Source organism: Burkholderia sp. AU27893, assembly GCF_002223205.1.
Lineage (GTDB): Bacteria > Pseudomonadota > Gammaproteobacteria > Burkholderiales > Burkholderiaceae > Burkholderia.
Genome location: NZ_NKFD01000005.1, coordinates 885,495 through 901,848, shown reverse-complemented (window position 1 = coordinate 901,848; position 16,354 = coordinate 885,495). Strand labels below are relative to the sequence as shown.

Below are 16,354 nucleotides of genomic sequence, written 5' to 3'. Positions count from 1 at the left end.
CGTCAGCCGGCCCGCACGAGCTGCTTGCGCAGCCGGCCGCGCACGACGACCAGCGCGATCAGCGGCACGACGCCGCCCCACAACGGGCTGTGGCGCATCGTGATCGACACCGCGAGCGCGACGACGGTCACTGCGAGCAGCACGATCGACAGCGAACGTGCGCGCGCATGGTCGACGAACGTGCCGTCGACGAACCCGCCGTCCGACCACGCGGTATGCACGATGCCGACGACCAGCACGCAGACGAGCATCGCGGCCGGCCCGAGTTCCTCGCCCCACAAACGGCTACCTGTCGGCGACACGAGCGCGAGCACCGCGCCGATCACGAGGAACAGGTCGACGCCGATCGCGATGCTGTTGCGGTCCGCGCGGCGGATCAGCCACGCGCCGTGCACGAGCGCGAGCACGCCGCCGATCAGGAACGCGTGCGTCCAGCGCACGTCCGGCTGCTCGGGGCCGAGCCGGCCGTAGAACAGGAACACGATCGCCGGCAGGAAGTTGCTCGCGTGCAGCAGGTAGTCGGTGATGGGATTGCTCGATTTCATCGGGGGATTCTCCTTCGTCGAAACGTCGAAACAGCGAAACTGCGAAACAGCGGGCGACGCGTCAAGCGTCGTGCCAGCGGAACAGCCGCGCGGCGGCGAACAGGAACAGCGCCGTGCTCACGGTCATGCCGAGCAGTTGCGGCGCGAGCTGCGCATACGGGGCGCCGTCGACCAGCGCGCCGCGCAGCGCGACCGCGAACTGGTTGGTCGGCAGGAACGCGAGCACCGCCTTCAGCCAGGCCGGCGCGTCGTGCATCGGGATCGTCAGGTCGCTGAAGAACAGCAGCGGGTAGTAGGTGACGTTGCACGCGAGTTCGGCGGCGGCGAGCGACCTCGCGCGGCTCGCGAGCAGCACGCCGATGCTGAGCACCATCGCCGCGCCGAGCAGCACGATCGGCAATGCGCGCAGCCCGTCGGGCGTCGCGATCGGCAGCGCGATGCCGAACGCGACGCGCGCGACGGTCAGCAGCACGAGCGCCGACAGCGCCATCATGATCATCCGCGCGACGATCAGCGCGGCGAGGAACACGCCGCGCGAGACCGGGAAACACACGTACAGCTTGAACGTATTGCGTTCGCGCAGCGACGCGATCGCGGTCGTCGTCGAGTTGAGGCCGATCGCCATGAACGCCATCACGAGAATGCCGGTCGCGAAGAATGCGCCATAGTCGAACGGGCGGCGCGCGGGCGCCGCGTTCTCGAAGCGCGCTTGCGCGGCCGGCAGCCCGAACCGCTGCGCGGCGCAGCGCGCGAGCGCGATCTCGACGACGCGCGACGCGGCCTTGACCGCGAGCGAGCCGTTGAAGTCGTAGCGGATCGTGGCCGGTGTGCGCTCGTCGTTGCCGAGCACGACGGTCACGCGATCGGCCGCCGCGCCGCGGCCGTCGAAGGTCGCCTTCACCGTGTCGCTGTGCGTGAGGCTGTCGACGATCTGCGCTTCGCAGGCGCGGCTGTACGGGGTCGCGCCGCCGGGGACGGCGAACGCGATGTCCGCGGTGCCGAGCGACCCCGAGCCGCCGAACGCGAACAGCATCACGCTCAGCAGGAACACCGGGAACACGAGTGTCCAGAACAGCGACGAGCGGCTGCGCAGATAGCCGAGCAGCTCGTTGCGCACGAGAATCAGGAACACCTTAGTCATGGGTGGGGCCCTCGGTACAGAGGCGCAGCAGGTCGCCCGGCGTGCTCGGCGCGAGCGCGAGATGCTGGATGCCCTGTTCGCCGACGATGCGGTGCACGTTCGGATGCAGTGTCGCATCGCCGAACACCTCGACGACGTGCGCGGCCGACACGCGTACGCCGGTCACGCCGGGCAGCGCCGCGAGCCGCTTGCGCAGCGCGCGTGCGTCGGCTTCGTCGCGGCAATGCAGGACTGCGCGCGCCTCGCCGACGAGCTCGGCGCGCAGCGCGTCCTTGTCGCCCTGGTAGCGCACGCCGCCATCGCGCACCCACACGAGATCGTCGACGACGGCCAGCTCTTCCTCGGCGTGGCAGATCATCGCGATGCTCGTGCCGCGCGCGCGGTGGCGCAGCAGGTCGATCACGACGCCCGCGTAGCGGCGGTCGAGGCCGGTGAACGGCTCGTCGAGTACGGCGAGTTCGGGCCGGTGCGCGAGCGCGACGTAGAGATCGATGCGCTGGCGCTGCCCCTTCGAGAGCGCGCGGCACGGCTTGTCGAGCAGTTCGGCGATGCCGAGCGCATCCGTGACCGCGGCGTCCGCACGCACGTACATCGCGCGGTGCAGCGCGACGATCTCCGATACGCGGAGATGGTCGGGATATTCGACCTTCTGCAATTGCGCGCCGATGCGCCGCAGCGATGGCGTATCGCGCATGAAGCGCGCGGCCGGCACGTCGAGCACGCGCACGTCGGTGCCGCCGCGCCGGAAGCCGAGCAGCGTTTCGAGCAGCGTGGTCTTGCCGGAGCCGTTCGGCCCGACGATCGCGGTGACGGCACCGAGCCGGAACCGCACCTGCCGCGCGGAGAAATGAAAATCGCCGGCCGCGACGTCGATCGCGCGCGCGCCGAGCGCAGCACCCGGCGCGTGGGCATCGGGCAGCGGCTGCGTGCCGGCACGCAGCGGCCGGTCGAACGCGGTGTGCGGGCCGAACAGCGCGCGCACGGAGGCGAGGAACGAATCGCTCATCGTCGGCTTCCTGTCAGTCGAACAGCATGACCTGCGTGTCGCGCGCGCCCCGGTACGGGTTGCGGCCGTGCGCGACCAGCATGTTGTCGACGACGAGCACGTCGCCGGCCTGCCACGGGAACGCGCGCTCCTCGTCGTCGAACGCGTCGTAGATCGCGACGAGATCGTCGAACGGCATCGGCGATCCGTCGCCATAGCGGATCTCGTACGGGAACGCCGCGCGCCCGCCGTACATGCGTTGCAGGTAGCGGTAGCTGAGCTCGCCCATCGAACGCGGATTCGGGTGCTGCGCGGTTGCCTGGTTGAACCACACGGTTTCGCCGGTGCGCGGATGCGTGCGCAGCGCGCTGCCGACGTGCGACACCGTCACGCTGCCGTCGTCGAGCCAGCGGCAGCCGACGCCGCGTTCCGCGCAGAGCCGCACGACCTCGTCGCGCTCGGTCGTGCCGAACGCGTCGTCCCACGGTCGGTGGTATTCGGCGAACGGCATGCCCGGATGGGCGGCGAGGCTGTCCGCGCGCGCGCCGGGCGCCGCGAAATTGCGCAGGTACATCACGCCGCGTTCGGCGAACCGTTCGCGCAGCGCGGCCGGCACGCGCGCCGTCACGCGGCGCATGTCGCAGATCGGCGTCTCGCCGCCCGCGTCGGCCGGCTGCCGGCAATAGAACGCGACGAGGCGCGGGAACGCGGGCATGTAGGCCATCTCCTGGTGCAGCCCGATCTTGAACGGCGGCGGCATGCGGGTCGACTCGTACACCTGGCCGTCGATCTGCTTGCGCGGCGCGGCGCCCGCCGTGTAGCCGTTCGCGTGCGGCGGATACAGCGCGCCGAGCTGGCCGAACGCGGCGGTGTCGGGTACCGCGAAGCCGCGCCACAACAGCGCGCCGCACGCGTCGAGCAGCGTGTCGATCGTGTCGAGCCGCGAGCGGTACCACGCGACGAACATCTCCGGCGAGGTCGCGAGTTCGGCGCTGCGCGGCGTCACGCACAGCGGCAGCGTCGCGCCGGGCGCGACCGCCGCGCAGTGCACGTCGTCGGCGCCGAGCCGCGCGGCGGCGTGCGCGGCGAGGAAGGCGAGGTCGGTCATCACTCAGGCCAGCGCCGGTTTCTTCAGCAGGATCTCGAAGCCGAGCGCGCCGAGCCCGGCGCTCGGGCTGTAGATCGACGCGACTGCCGCGAGACCGGCTTCGGCGACGAGCGCATGCGCTTCGTCGAGCGTGATCTTTTCCTCGACATGGGTCGGCGGATAGTCGGCGGCGGCGCGCATCTCGGTGAAGCGGTCGAGCAGGTGCTGCGGCGCGTCGCGGCGCATGTCGTGCACGAGCGCGATGCCGCCCGGCTCCAGCACGCGATACATCTCGGTGAGGCTCAATGCCTTGTCCGGCAGGTGGTGCAGCGTCGCGCGGCCGACGGCCATCGTCAGCGTGCCGTCGTCGAACGGCAGCGCGAGCGCATCGCCGACGCGCATCTCGATCGTGTCGTCGAGGTCGAGTTCGTGGATGCGCGGGCGGCCTTCGTCGAGCATCGCCGGATCGAGGTCGATGCCGACGTAGCGCCAGCCGCGCATCGCCGGGTCGGTCGCGAGCCGCACCGGCACGACGCCGGTGGCCGTGCCGATGTCGGCGATCACGCCGGGCGTCATCCCGCGGGCGAGCTGGCGGATGCGGCTGATGAACAGCAGGTCCCACGGTTCGAGCGTTTCAGTGGCGAAGCGATCGTAGTCGTTCGCCGGGCGCAGGTTCTTGAGCAGCATGACGTTCCTTTTGCAGAAGGGTGCCGAAGGGATAAAGGGTTCACAGCCAGCCGACCGGCACGGCGGCCAGCAGCCGTCGCGCGGTCGCGCTGTTGACGCCGAAAGCCGGGCGGCGGCGCCGCTCGACCGCATGCGCGGCCATCGCCGCGATGCGCGCGCCGAGCCCGACGCCGACGCCCCACGACGGCGCGGCGACACCGAGTTCGAGCAACGTCGCGGCCGTCAGGAAATCGATGTTCGGGCGCAACGCGCGGCGGGCGTCGGCTTGCGCGCAGCATGCGTCGAACAGCGTCACGTACGCGCCGTCGAAGCCTTGCGCCGCGAATTGCGCGCGCATGTGCGGCGGACGCGGATCCGCGACGAACAGCGGATGGCCGAAGCCGTACAGCGTGCGTTTCGCGTCGAGCGTGGCGTCGATCGCCGCGCGCCCGGTTGCGTCGAGCGCGGCAGGCGGTGCGCCGGTGCCGCCCGGCACCGACTGCACGAGCGCGGCGAGCCACTGCATCGCTTCGAGCGCCGCGCCGACGTGCGACGGCCCGCTCGCGAGGAAACCGGACGCGATCGCCTGCGTGAGCGTGACGCCGGTGCCGATCGCGACCCGCGGCGCGAGCACGGTCGGCGTGATGTAGCCGAAGCCCGCGTGCCACGCGACGAGCAGCATGTCCATCGCCGCTTGCGCCGCTGCGTCGTTACGCGCCGCGCCGGTCAGCACGAGCATGCGTTGCGCCTGGCTCGACGTGCCGGCGAGCGATGCGCCGATCGCGTCGTCGCGTGCGGCGAACGGGCGGCCTTCGATCGCCGCGTGCAGCAGGAACGGCGCGGCGGCCGCGCAGAGCAGCATCGTGTCGAGATCGGCGTCGTCCGGCGCGTCGCCGTGCATGCGGGCCGTCACGTCGTCGAAGCCACGCAGCAGGCCGGACGCCGCGGCAAACACCGGCGCGACACCCGCCGCGCCGAGATCCGCAGCGACGGATTGCGCGGCACTACCGGGTGCCAGTGCATCGGCGAACGCCGCGAGCCGCGCGCCGATTGCCGCTTCGTGTGCGCGATGTGCGGCGCTGCCGGGCGCGACGTCGAACCACAGGTGCGCGAGCGCGCCTTCGAACGTCGTCGCGCCGATCAGCGCGTTCAGGTCGAGATCGCGCACGCGCAGCGCTTCGGGTTCGAGCGTCGCGCCGTCGATGTCGGTGCCGCGATGGCGCGTCGCGGGGCGGCCGAGCAGGTTGCGCGGCGCGTCGCCCGCCGGGATGGTCGTACCGGAATCGAGCGTCGTCTCCATGTCATTCCACCTGCGCGAGTTCGTCGCTGCTGACGCTGATCGCCGCATGCGCCATCGCGGCGATCACGGCCGCATGCTGGTCGACCACGGGCAGCACGTTCGCGAAGTAGTAGCGCGCGCTTTTCAGCTTGCCGCGATAGAACGCGAGTTCGGCCGGCGTATCGGCGGTGTCCGGCGCGTCGAGCCGGCGCGCGGCGATCGTCGCCGATTCGAGCAGCACCCATGCCGACGTGACGACGCCGAACATCTCGAGAAAGCGCGTGTAGAACTGGCTGCTGCGGTGCGTGTGACCGTCCTGCACGTCGCGCGCGATGTCGTCGAGCGCGGTGGCGATCCGGTCGGCGCCCGTGCGCAGCGCATCGAACAGCGGGCGCAGCTCCGCATGCGTGCCGGTGTGATGCTGGCGTGCGAGGAACACGTCGAGTTCGTCGCGGTAGTACTGGATCAGCCGCGAATGGCGGCCGAAGCCGAGCTTGTCGCGCACGAGGTCCTGCGCCTGGATGTAGTTCGTCCCTTCCCAGATCGACAGGATCTTCACGTCGCGCGCGTTCTGTTCGACGGGGCTCGCATCGGTATAGCCGAGCCCGCCGTGCACCTGGATCGCGGTTTCGCAGATCCGCCATGCCTGGTCGGAGATGAACGCCTTGCAGATCGGCGTCAGCAGCAGCTGCAGCTTGCGGTGGCGCTCGATCTCGGCCGGGTCGGCGTCGGGCGTCGCTTCGAGCATCGCCGCGCGCGTGGCGGTCGCGGCGAGCTTGCCGAGCAGGCCGCGGCAGCCGTCGACGCGGCTCTTCATGTCGACCAGCATGCGCTGCACGTCCGCGTGCTCGACGATCGCCACGCGCGCGGCGTTCGTGTTCGACGCGCGCTCGATCGGCCGGCCCTGCAGCCGGCGGCCCGCATACTCGACCGCATGCAGGTACGCGCTCGACGCGACGCCGACACCGAACATCCCGGTGCTCATCCGTGCCTGGTTCATCAGCGGCATCAGCTGCAGCAGGCCGACGTTGCGCCGGCCGCCGAGCAGCCAGCCTTTGGTCGTGCCGTTCGAACCGAATACGAGGTGCGTGTTCGCGCAGCCCTTGAGCCCCATCTTGCGCGGCAGCCCGATGCAGTCGACATGGTTCGACTGCAGCTCGCCGGTTTCCTCGTCCGGCCAGAAGCGCGGCACGACGAGGCACGACAGCGAGAACGAGTCCGGCGACGCGGTGTCGATGCGGCCGAGCACGAAATACAGCGTGTTCTCGGTCAGCTCGTGCATGCCGGCCGAGATGTAGACCTTCTCGCCGTCGATCGCGTAGAGGTCGCGTTCGAGCGGCGTCGCGCGCAGCGCAACCGCGGTGAGGTCGGTGCCGGCCTGCGGTTCGGTCGCGCAGAAGCAGGCATCCCAGCGGTACGCCTCGAGTGGCGCGATCAGCGCCTTCTGATGCGGCGTGCCGTGCATCTGCAACAGCTTGATCGCAGGGCGCGTGAAGCCGCCGTACGTCATGAACGACGGGTTCGCGCCCATGAACATCTCGTAGATCATCTGCGTGACGATCGGCGGCAGCCCGTGCGCGGTGCCGAACAGCGTGTTCGACCATTCGTCGCGAAAGCGCGCCCACAGCGCGTGGAAATGCGACGGAATGCGCACCTGGCCGTCGTCGAGCAGCGTGCAGCCCTCGACGTCCGCCTGCTGGTAGCTGCGCCCGAGGTCGAGCGCGAAATCGCGTGCGCGTTCGAGCAGCGCATCGATCGACGCGCGGTCGTGCGTGCCGTACAGGCCGTGTTCCGCGAGGAACCGCTTGTCGGCCTCGAACAGTTCCCACAGAAAGAAGCGCAGTTCGCGCAGGCTCACCTTGTAGGCGCTCATCACGCGTCTCCTTCGATATCGAGCGCGGCATCGAGGCCGCCGGCGAGGTCGACGACGGCTGCCGCCGCCGCGCCGTGCAGTGCCGCATCCCACACGAGCACCGTGCGGCGTTCGCCTTCGTCGAGCGCGCCGGCGAGCCGGATCAGCGCAGCGGCCGATTCGGCCGACGACAGGTGGCCGGCAGCCTCGTGCTGGATGCGGGCGGCGACCGGGATCGACGCGGCGTCGGCCACGCGCGCCGCGAAGCCGGGATCGAAGCCGGGCGGCACGCACCAGTCGACCTGGCCGGCGCGCAGCCCGGCCAGGTCGAGCGCGCGGCGGATCGCACGCGCGGCGACCGGCGCGAGCGTGTCGCGCAACGTGCCGGGCGCGTCGGCCCACGGATCGGCGATCGACGGCCCGAATTCCATCGCGACGGACCGCACGCCGCCCCAGTCCGCCGGCTCGGGCGCCGGGCCGGCGCGCGACACGAGCAGCGCGGCGGCCGCGTCGCCGTAGCCGACCAGGTCGCCGAACTGGCGGAAGAACGGGTAGAGCCACTTGTCGCTGAGGATCACGAGCGCCTGGTCACCCTCGTCGAGGAGCCCGTCGAGCAGCATCAGCGCCGAATACCAGCCGAGCGTGCCGTTCTGGCCGAGCGCGAACGGCGTCACGCGCTGCAGCCCGAGCTCGTACTGCATGCGGCCGACGACCGAATCGCCGATCCCTTCGTTGAGCGCGCAGCTCGCGACGATCACGTGGGTCGTGCGGGCCAGTTGCCCGGAGCCGAGCTGGTCGCGCAGGTCGAGCGCCGCGTCGGCGGCGAGATCGGCGAGGCTGCGCCCGGGCGGCGCGACCCGGAGCGTGGGCCGGCCGCCCGGCGCGAGGCGTGTGCTTTCGTCGGGCGTCAGTGCGCCCATTCCGCGCGGCCGCGCGAAGCGCGCCTGCGGCAGCAGCAGGTGCCGGTAGCCGGGATGGCGTTCCTGCGCCTGGATCGCGCTGAACACGACGGCGGGCGGCAGTACCACGACGCCGCCCGACAGGGCCAGCGTGCCGGGCTCGGCGATGCGGCGCGCGCCGAGGCAGGTTTCATCGAGCGTCGACAGGGTCATGCGGCGGTCTCCTCGTTCGTGGGCGCGAACGCGTCGCGATACTGGTTTTTCAGCGCGGGCCGGTCGATCTTGCCGTTCGGGTTGCGCGGCAACGCCGGCAGCGGCTCGACGACGAGCGGGCTCATGTAGGTCGGCAACGCGTCGCGGCACGCGCGTGCGATGTCGGCGCGGCAGGCGTCGGCGTCGAGCGTCGACACGACGCATGCGGCGATCGCCTCGCCGAGAGACGCATGCGGCACACCGAACACGGCGGCTTCGCGGATATGGGGCAGTGCGAACAGCACGTCTTCGACCTCGGTCGGGCTCACGCGATAACCGGACGTCTTGATCATGTCGTCGCCGCGTGCGACGAAATACAGGTAGCCATCCGCGTCGCGGCGCACGATGTCGCCGGACCACACGGCGACGTCGGGGCGCGGGATCTCGCCGTGCCGGCGCGGCAGCGGACGAAAGCGCTGCGCGGTCAGCTCGGGCCGATTCCAGTAGCCGAGCGTGACGAAGGCGCCGCGATGCACGAGTTCGCCGGGTTCGTCGGCCACGCATTCGCTGCCGTCCGCGCGCAGCACGAGGATCTCGGCGTTCGGTACCGCCTTGCCGATCGACGTCGGCCGCAATGCCGCGTCGGCCGGCGGCAGGTAGGTCGAGCGGAATGCTTCGGTCAGCCCGTACATCAGGTACGGCGACGCGTTCGTGAACACCGCCTGCAGGCGGTGCAGCAGCGGCGTCGCCAGATGGCCGCCGGTGTTCGCGAAGCGGCGGATCCGCGTGCGCGCCGTGTCGCTCCAGCCCGCGGACGCCAGCTGCATCCATAACGGCGGCACGCCGGTGATCGACGTCACGCCGAACGCGTCGCAATGGCGCGGCACTTCGGCTGGCTGCAGGAAGTCGAGCGGCGCATAGCACGCGCCGGCGGCCAGCGCGGTCGTGAGCTGGCTCAGGCCCGCGTCGAAGCTGAGCGGCAGCACGCCGAGCACGACGTCGTCGTCAGCCAGCCCCTGGTACGCGGCGACGCTGAACGCGCCCGACACGAGGTTGCGATGCGACACGACCACGCCTTTCGGCTTGCCGGTCGAGCCGGACGTGTAGAGCAGGGCGGCCGGATCGTCGTCCACCGGCCGGCCGGCGGGGGCCGGTGCCGGCGTGTCGGTGCCGGGCGCGTGGATCGCGTCGGCCAGTTCCTCGATCAGCATCGCGCGTGCGCCGACGAGCGCGGCGAGCGCCGGCAGGCGTTTCAACCGCTGCGCGCCGGTCATGAACAGCGCCGCGCCGCTGTCGGCGACGATGTGTTCGATCTGCGCTTCCTTCAACTGCGGATTGACCGGCACGAAGATCGCGCCGAGCGCGTTGGCCGCGAGCATCGCGACCACGGTTTCGATGCGCTTCGGCGCGTAGATGGCGACGCGCTCGCCGGGCTGCACACCGCGCGACGCGAGCGCGGCGGCCGCGCGGCGGACCGCGCGTGCGAGCTGTTCGTAGGTCATCGTGCCGCCGCCGTCGGCATACGCGGGATGCTGCGGCCAGCGTGCGGCGCCGTGTTCGAGCAGGTCGGCGACGCTGATCAGGGCGTTCATGATCGGCTTCTCTCTCAGGTGGGTCTAGGCAGGCCGCACGTACACGTGCGCGGCTTCGTGGGACAGGAAATGCGCCATCGAGTACGTGCGGTGATACGCGCCGCAGCGCGCGAACACGGCGATGTCGCCGACCTGCGGCGGCGCGCCCGTGTCGTCGCGGCCGATCACGTCCGCGCGGCTGCAGGTGCTGCCGACATAGATCGTCGGCACGCCGCGCTCAGGCGGGGCGGGCTTGCGGCGCACGAGCGACGGCGCGGCCAGCCGGCGCATCACCGATTCGGTCTGCGCGAGCAGGAACGCGTGCGACAGCCCGCCGTCGCAGACGGCGATCGTGCGGTCCTGCCAAGTCTTGACCGCGACGACGCGCGTCGCGAACACGCCCGCATCGGCGAAGATCGCGCGGCCGGATTCATGTGCGAGCGAGTACTGGCCGGCCAGCGGCGCGAGCGCAGTCGCATAGCGTTCGAACGCGGCATCGCCCGGGTGATCGTCGGCAAAACCGCCGCCGAGGCTCAGCGACGCGAGCGGCGCGCCGTTGGCGGGCGCGAGATCGCGGGCGAGCGCCGCGAGCCGCTCGGGCAGCACGAGTGTGTCGGGCTGCGTCGCGTCCTGGCGGATGAACGAATGCGGGCCGGAGAACACGTGCAGCCCGGCCACCGGCAAACCGGCGGCGACGAGCGTGCGCACCGCGTCGTGCGCCTCGTTCGGCGTCATCCCGAAGTGGTCGTGCCACAGCGCGCGCGCATCGTCGCCGGCCAGCGCGCCGGCATTCACGCGCAGCAGCACGGCGCCCGGCGTGCTGCCGCCGGCCGCCGCCTCGCGCGCCAGCGGCACGAAGCGCGCGACCGCGTCGGGGTTGTCGAGCACGAAATGGCAGCGCGACGCGAGCCCGGCGCGCATGAACATCTCGTCCATCGACGGGTTGTTCAGGTAGCGCGGCGTCTTGATCCGGCCGATCACCGCGTCGAGTTCGCCGCGGCTCGCGAGCTCGACGCCATCCTCGTACGCATGCGCGCAGCGGGCGAGCATGTCCTGGTTCGGGTTCGCCTTCAGCGACACGATCAGCCGCGTGCCGAGCCGCGCCTTCAGCGACCGGTAGCGCGCGATCGCGACTTCCGGCTCGTACACGTAGCACGGCGTGCGCAGGTCGGCGATCCACGCGTGGTCGCCGGCGGGTGGAAGCGGGCGCTCAGGCGTCATGGCGGCCCACCGGATGGAGCGTGGCGGCCGCGTACGCGCCGCAGTTCGACTGCATCACGCCGAGCACGCGCTGGCCGCGCGCGACCGCGTCGAGCCCGACGTCGGCCAGGTTGATCGGGAAATCCGAACAGCACGCGTGGCCGCGCGCATGGATGTTTTCCGCATAGAGCCGCTCGGCCGGCACGCGCATCGCGCGGCACAGCGCGTTCCAGCCCGGCAGGTCGGCGTTGTGCGGGAGCACGAGTTCGTACGCGTCGAGCGCGTACGGCTCGAGCGCGACCGCCGCGTCGATCGCCTTGCGGGTGTACGGCCACTCCATCATGATCAGGTCGGCCTCGTTCGCAGCGACGGTGTCCGAGCCGCGATGCCATTTCGCATGCGTCTCGATCGCGACGCCGCCGAGCCGGTTCTTCGTGCTGTTGCGCGCGATCAGCATCGCGGCCGCGCCATCGCACTGCACGCCCGTCATCTGGCGCATCCGGTAATCCTCGCCGTACACGCGGTCGGACGACACGACGAGCGCCGCGTCGAGCTGCGGATAGCGGCGCATCAGCGCGCGCACCGTCTCGATGCCGGCCGCGACCGACACGCAGTTCAGCTGTGCAACCGAGCCGAGCCACAACGGCTCGATGCCGAGCTGCGCGGCCAGCTCGTGCGGCAGGCTGCGCGGCGCCGGCGGCACGCTGAACTGCTGCGTGTGCACGTGCACGATCGCGCCGATGTCGGACGGATGCACGCGCGCGGTGTCGAGCAGGCGGCCGGCCGCCGCGATCGCGAGATCGGTCTCGCTCGTGTCGAGCGCCATGTGGAAATAGCGGCTGCCCGACTGCGCGATCGCCGCGGCCCGCTGCGCCGGGTAGTCGCGCTCGGCGGCCCAGGCCTCGATGTCGACGGGCAGGCCCGGCAGCTCGTAGGCCACCGCGTCGATGCCGATCCAGAAATCGCGTGACGCTTGGGAGGAGGTCGTCGTCATGGTTCAGTTGAGCGGCATCGCCGCGTAGTCGAGGACGTCGAGTTTTTCGAAGGTCGCCTGCACGGTCGGCGTGAGCAGGCCCATCTCGCGGATCGTCGGCACCAGGCGGCGGAAGATCGAGCGGCGGATCGAGCTGGAGACCGGCGACTCGCGCACCATCGCGCTGCATTCGCGCTTCGACAGCCCCATCGGTTCCCAGATGTCGTCCGCGCACAGGTGCTCGTACAGCACGGCCGCGCCTTCGCAGACGAACTCCTCGCGCTCGCGCAGTTCGACCGCGCTCATCTCCGCGTACACGCGGCACAGCGTGATCCGGCCGACCGCGAAGTGACGCGATTCGTCGCGCTGGATCCGCACGAACAGGTCCTTGATGAACGGATCGGTGCTGTACGCGACCACGCTCTGGAAGATCGACAGCGCGATGCCCTCGACGAGCACCTGCATCCCGAGGTTCGTCATGTCGAGCGCGCTGCTCGTGATCGTGTCGTGCAGCAGCCCCTTCAGCGAACGGCTCATCGGGTAGCTGACGTCGAGCTTCTCGTTGACGAGCTTCGCGTACGCCTCGACGTGCCGCGCTTCGTCCATCATCTGCGCGGCCGCGCACAGCCGCGCGCTCAGGCCGTTCTCGGCCGACGCGAGCTTCGATGCGCAGATCAGCGCGGCCTGCTCGCCGTGCAGGATCTGCGACAGCAGCCAGCCCTGCGCGTGATGGCGCACTTCGCGCTTGTCGGCGTCCGACAGCTTGCCCCAGAGCTCGGTGCCGTAGATCAGCAGCGTCGGGTCGGGCATGCCGAGCGGGTTCGCCGGATCGAGATCGTGGCTCCAGTCGACGTCGGTCGCGACGTCCCACTGCGCGGCCTTCGCCTTTTCGTACAACCGGTTCAGCGCCTCTTCGCGCAGTGCGTAGTCGTTCGACATCAGGGCGTCGACGGGCATCGACCAGCGGATGTCGGCCGTGTCCTGCATTACGGTGAGCGTGTCAGTCATTTCAAGGTCTCCCCGGCCGCGCGGCGGCGCCGGAATGATGGGCGGAATCGGTAAGCGTCATGGCGGCGGCGCGCGGCGCGGCCGGGTGCGGGTCGAGGCGGATCGCGTACGACGGCCACGAGCCGCGCAGCTGCGCGTCGAACGCGTCGGCGAGCCGCGCCGGCCAGATCGCGCAGCACACGCGGTTGTCGCCGGCGAACTCCGCATCGCGCAGGATCCGGTCGCCGATCCACACGACCGGGGCGCCGCGCGCGGCATCGCGCAATGCTTCGTCGTACAGGTGCACGCCGAGCAGCACGTGCGGCGCGAGCAGTTCGGCCGGCAGCGCGCCGAAGTACGGCGCGCAGACTTCGATGAACACTCGGGCGTCCGGGTGCACGTCGGTGCGGATGCGTGCCGTGATTTCGGAAAGGAATGCGAAGTACTGGACGTGATCGAGCAGCACGCGGCGATCGCCGCCGAGTGCATCGCCAGCGTCATAGACGTCGCCGGCCGACTCGGCGAGCGCGGCACGCGCATAGTCGGCCGGCGTGTCGAGCGGCATCCGGTACGCGCTCGCGGCAACCGCGACCGGCTGCCGCGCGTCGCGCTCGATCCGGTAGGTGAAGTGAACGGGTCGCACCATGTCACGCCTCGTCATCGAGAGAGAACGTCGCGTCCGGCGCGAACGCGACGTCGGCGATCGCGTAATAGCCGTTCAGCGCGAGCGAGCAGACGGCCGCGCGGCGCGGCGTGTCGCCGTCGCGATGCGCGAGCAGCACCGACAGCCACGGATCGCTGCCGAACGCATGACCGAACACCCCGTGCCCGTCCGGCAGCAGCGGCGTCTTGCCGACCGACGCGAGCAGCGCACGGCGCGACGTCGCGGGAAAGAACGGCAGCGCCGCGTGCAAGCCGGGGCGGGCCGCGCAGAAGGTGCGGATGTCGCGGCCCAGCCGCACGACCGCGCTGGCCGGCGGCGCGGCCTCGGCCAGCACCGACGGCGCCGACGATGCCGCTTCGCGGCCGACATCGACGAGTAGCGAGCACACGCCGAAGCCCGAGCGGCCCCACGCGGGGTTGCCGTGCCAGTACGTGAAGCCGTGCACGTCGATGTCGACGATCTGCAGCAGCAGCGTGCGCGGCCCGGTTTCGGCCGCGGTCGCGAGCGAGCGGCGCAATACGTAGCCCCAGCCCGCGCATTCGTACGAGCAGGTCATCCAGTCGGGCGTGTAGTCGTTCGCGCCGGCCAGTGCCTGCGCGAACACGCGATGCTGCGGCGAATCGTTCATCAGCAGCATCGACAGGATCGTCGAGCTGACCACGTAGTCGTCCGCGCCGACCGCGCCGCACAGCCGCTCGCGTTCGGCGCACGCGAGCGTGCCGATCGCGCGGGCCGTGTCGTCGAGCGGCACGGCCGCGCCGTCGCGCGACGGCGCGACGCGCCGGTACGCGAGCGCCTGCACGGTCAGCGCGGTGGCCGGGGCCGGCTGGGCGGCGGGGGCCGCCACGGTCGCAAGGGGCGCGAGCATCGTCGTGTCAGGCGGCGTGCTGCTGGCGGCGCAGCTGCGCGTCGAGCTGCTGCAGCGTCGTGTACTGCGTGATGTTCAGCGCTTCCGGGTCGATCGAACCGTAGAGCTGTTCGCAGAACACGATCAGCTCGACGATGTTCAGCGAATCGATGCCGAGTTCGCCGATGCCGGCGTCGGTGTCGACGGTCTCGACGTTGAGGATCTTCGCGACTTCGCGGGACAGGATGTCGAGCGCGTCGGCCGGAACGTTCTGGGTCGTCATGAGAGGAGCTCCTGATAATGAAGTGGGTTGATCGGGATCGATCGGCCTGTCGCGTGGGTCAACTGCCGGCTTCGCAGCGCAGGCTCTTGCGAAGCTCGTGATAACAACGGTACGAACTGCCTTCCATCTTCGAAAACGCCAGCAGGTCGCGCTGGTCGTCGAAAGTCGCCACCCTGCCGTCGCGCACGAGCGCGGTCAGGAATTCGTTCGACAGCAGCTTGATCGCGAGCACGCGCTGCACCTTGCCGAAGCTGTAGTGCGCGTCGTCGGTCTGGCTGCGTGCGGCGTCCGCGATGAACCGGTGGACGGCGCGTGCGTCGGCGTCGAGCTCGACGCGGCCCGTTTGCGCTAGCCAGCCGACGTGCGCCATCAGCGCGCGGACGAAGTAGGGGCGCACGACGGTCAGGTACTTGTTGAACACGGTCGGGCCGCCGATGCGCAGGCGGTCTTCGGCATGCGCGCGCACCTGGCCGCCGACGTTCGCGAGCTGCAGGTTGCCGGCGAGGAACGGCGCACCGCAGGTCGTGCGTTTCAGCTTGCGGTACTCGTCGGGCCATACGAGGTAGGCGGCCGGGAACATCACGCCCGGCAAGCGCGCGGCGACCACGGCCATGCAGTCGCGATGCGCTTCGATGCCCCACACCTTGTCGACGGTGAGCGCGAGGCCGTTGTCGTCGCTGCGCACGGCCGTGCGCCATGCGGCGAGCGTCGGGCCGCCGCCGTCGCTCATCAGGAATGCAAAGTTGTGGCCGCTGTCGATGCAGTCGCACGCACGACGGTTCTGGTCGTCCGAGAAGAACAGCCCGAACATGATGCGGATGAACGCGCGCATGAACGGCTTGAACAGGTGATGAAACCCTTCGCTGCTGATTTGTTCGAGCAGCGCTTCGGTGAGCGGCGCTTCCTCGTGCCGCAGCGGCGTCGACGCGGACGAGTCGGGCAGCACGTCCGGCGTGGCCGCATGCAGCGCGATCACCATCTCGCTGTCGAGCAGCCGCACGGCAGCCGCTTCGACCAGCCGGGCCGCCGCGCGCGGCGGCGTGCCGAGCGACGCGATCGTGTCGAAGTGGCGCAGCACCGGATACGCGGCCTGGTCGGCCACGCGCAGCAGCAGCAGCAGCGGCGCGGGCGCGAGCGGAGCGGCGGACGAAGCGGGAGCGGAAAGCGTGGACATGGGGCTGGG

At 70.8% G+C, this 16,354-nt stretch carries 16 protein-coding genes; all 16 read right to left on the bottom strand.

The annotated features are described in order from the left end of the window. Positions 1–2: 2 nt before the first annotated feature. On the bottom strand, positions 3–545 hold the full coding sequence (locus tag CFB47_RS36290; protein WP_089448834.1) for a permease: 543 nt from the start codon (positions 543–545) through the stop codon (positions 3–5). Positions 546–606: 61 nt separating this feature from the next. Then, the gene (locus tag CFB47_RS36285; protein ID WP_089464126.1) at positions 607–1,686 is read right to left on the bottom strand and encodes an ABC transporter permease; all 1,080 of its coding nucleotides are present in this window, start codon (positions 1,684–1,686) and stop codon (positions 607–609) included. Next, positions 1,679–2,692 carry an ATP-binding cassette domain-containing protein gene (locus CFB47_RS36280; protein WP_089464125.1) on the bottom strand — a complete coding sequence of 338 codons (1,014 nt, stop codon included), beginning with the start codon at positions 2,690–2,692 and terminating at the stop codon, positions 1,679–1,681. Before CFB47_RS36280 ends, CFB47_RS36285 begins: the two co-directional genes overlap by 8 nt. A gap of 13 nt (positions 2,693–2,705) precedes the next feature. Continuing rightward, a complete protein-coding gene (locus CFB47_RS36275; RefSeq protein WP_089464124.1) occupies positions 2,706–3,779 on the bottom strand; it encodes a TauD/TfdA family dioxygenase in 1,074 nt (357 codons plus the stop codon). 3 nt (positions 3,780–3,782) lie between these two features. Next, positions 3,783–4,445 (bottom strand): class I SAM-dependent methyltransferase, encoded by a 663-nt coding sequence (locus CFB47_RS36270; RefSeq protein WP_039347774.1) that lies wholly within the window; start codon positions 4,443–4,445, stop codon positions 3,783–3,785. Positions 4,446–4,485: 40 nt separating this feature from the next. Continuing rightward, positions 4,486–5,724, bottom strand: coding sequence for a citrate/2-methylcitrate synthase (locus tag CFB47_RS36265; protein WP_089464123.1), 1,239 nt, complete (start codon positions 5,722–5,724; stop codon positions 4,486–4,488). A 1-nt stretch (position 5,725) separates the two neighbouring features. Next, positions 5,726–7,576, bottom strand: a complete 1,851-nt coding sequence (locus CFB47_RS36260; protein ID WP_179243790.1) for an acyl-CoA dehydrogenase — start codon at positions 7,574–7,576, stop codon at positions 5,726–5,728. Further along, on the bottom strand, positions 7,576–8,667 hold the full coding sequence (locus CFB47_RS36255) for a hypothetical protein (RefSeq protein WP_089464122.1): 1,092 nt from the start codon (positions 8,665–8,667) through the stop codon (positions 7,576–7,578). Before CFB47_RS36255 ends, CFB47_RS36260 begins: the two co-directional genes overlap by 1 nt. Then, positions 8,664–10,238: an acyl-CoA ligase (AMP-forming), exosortase A system-associated gene (locus CFB47_RS36250; protein WP_089464121.1), complete on the bottom strand. Its 1,575-nt coding sequence runs from the start codon at positions 10,236–10,238 to the stop codon at positions 8,664–8,666. The genes CFB47_RS36255 and CFB47_RS36250 overlap by 4 nt, the downstream gene beginning before the upstream one ends. A gap of 24 nt (positions 10,239–10,262) precedes the next feature. Continuing rightward, a complete protein-coding gene (locus tag CFB47_RS36245) occupies positions 10,263–11,438 on the bottom strand; it encodes a PLP-dependent decarboxylase (protein WP_089464120.1) in 1,176 nt (391 codons plus the stop codon). Then, positions 11,428–12,411, bottom strand: a complete 984-nt coding sequence (locus tag CFB47_RS36240; protein ID WP_089444421.1) for a ketoacyl-ACP synthase III family protein — start codon at positions 12,409–12,411, stop codon at positions 11,428–11,430. Before CFB47_RS36240 ends, CFB47_RS36245 begins: the two co-directional genes overlap by 11 nt. Positions 12,412–12,414: 3 nt before the next feature. Next, entirely contained in the window at positions 12,415–13,398 is a 984-nt protein-coding gene (locus CFB47_RS36235; RefSeq protein ID WP_069249716.1) for a ferritin-like domain-containing protein, read from the bottom strand. Position 13,399: 1 nt separating this feature from the next. Next, a complete protein-coding gene (locus tag CFB47_RS36230; protein WP_089464119.1) occupies positions 13,400–14,023 on the bottom strand; it encodes a hypothetical protein in 624 nt (207 codons plus the stop codon). A gap of 1 nt (position 14,024) precedes the next feature. Next, on the bottom strand, positions 14,025–14,909 hold the full coding sequence (locus CFB47_RS36225) for a hypothetical protein (RefSeq protein WP_089464118.1): 885 nt from the start codon (positions 14,907–14,909) through the stop codon (positions 14,025–14,027). A 7-nt stretch (positions 14,910–14,916) separates the two neighbouring features. After that, on the bottom strand, positions 14,917–15,171 hold the full coding sequence (locus tag CFB47_RS36220) for an acyl carrier protein (RefSeq protein ID WP_011350104.1): 255 nt from the start codon (positions 15,169–15,171) through the stop codon (positions 14,917–14,919). 58 nt (positions 15,172–15,229) lie between these two features. After that, positions 15,230–16,345, bottom strand: coding sequence for a hypothetical protein (locus CFB47_RS36215; protein ID WP_089464117.1), 1,116 nt, complete (start codon positions 16,343–16,345; stop codon positions 15,230–15,232). Positions 16,346–16,354: the final 9 nt, after the last annotated feature.

Excerpts from the sequence above, each read along its gene's own strand:
- CFB47_RS36245 (WP_089464120.1), bottom strand. The coding sequence starts at position 11,438 with ATGACGCCTGAGCGCCCGCTTCCACCCGCCGGCGACCACGCGTGGATC.
- CFB47_RS36255 (WP_089464122.1), bottom strand. The coding sequence starts at position 8,667 with ATGACCCTGTCGACGCTCGATGAAACCTGCCTCGGCGCGCGCCGCATC.
- CFB47_RS36215 (WP_089464117.1), bottom strand. The coding sequence starts at position 16,345 with ATGTCCACGCTTTCCGCTCCCGCTTCGTCCGCCGCTCCGCTCGCGCCC.
- CFB47_RS36230 (WP_089464119.1), bottom strand. The coding sequence starts at position 14,023 with ATGGTGCGACCCGTTCACTTCACCTACCGGATCGAGCGCGACGCGCGG.
- CFB47_RS36260 (WP_179243790.1), bottom strand. The coding sequence starts at position 7,576 with ATGAGCGCCTACAAGGTGAGCCTGCGCGAACTGCGCTTCTTTCTGTGG.
- CFB47_RS36270 (WP_039347774.1), bottom strand. The coding sequence starts at position 4,445 with ATGCTGCTCAAGAACCTGCGCCCGGCGAACGACTACGATCGCTTCGCC.
- CFB47_RS36220 (WP_011350104.1), bottom strand. The coding sequence starts at position 15,171 with ATGACGACCCAGAACGTTCCGGCCGACGCGCTCGACATCCTGTCCCGC.
- CFB47_RS36250 (WP_089464121.1), bottom strand. The coding sequence starts at position 10,238 with ATGAACGCCCTGATCAGCGTCGCCGACCTGCTCGAACACGGCGCCGCA.
- CFB47_RS36290 (WP_089448834.1), bottom strand. The coding sequence starts at position 545 with ATGAAATCGAGCAATCCCATCACCGACTACCTGCTGCACGCGAGCAAC.
- CFB47_RS36280 (WP_089464125.1), bottom strand. The coding sequence starts at position 2,692 with ATGAGCGATTCGTTCCTCGCCTCCGTGCGCGCGCTGTTCGGCCCGCAC.
- CFB47_RS36265 (WP_089464123.1), bottom strand. The coding sequence starts at position 5,724 with ATGGAGACGACGCTCGATTCCGGTACGACCATCCCGGCGGGCGACGCG.
- CFB47_RS36275 (WP_089464124.1), bottom strand. The coding sequence starts at position 3,779 with ATGACCGACCTCGCCTTCCTCGCCGCGCACGCCGCCGCGCGGCTCGGC.
- CFB47_RS36285 (WP_089464126.1), bottom strand. The coding sequence starts at position 1,686 with ATGACTAAGGTGTTCCTGATTCTCGTGCGCAACGAGCTGCTCGGCTAT.
- CFB47_RS36240 (WP_089444421.1), bottom strand. The coding sequence starts at position 12,411 with ATGACGACGACCTCCTCCCAAGCGTCACGCGATTTCTGGATCGGCATC.
- CFB47_RS36225 (WP_089464118.1), bottom strand. The coding sequence starts at position 14,909 with ATGCTCGCGCCCCTTGCGACCGTGGCGGCCCCCGCCGCCCAGCCGGCC.
- CFB47_RS36235 (WP_069249716.1), bottom strand. The coding sequence starts at position 13,398 with ATGACTGACACGCTCACCGTAATGCAGGACACGGCCGACATCCGCTGG.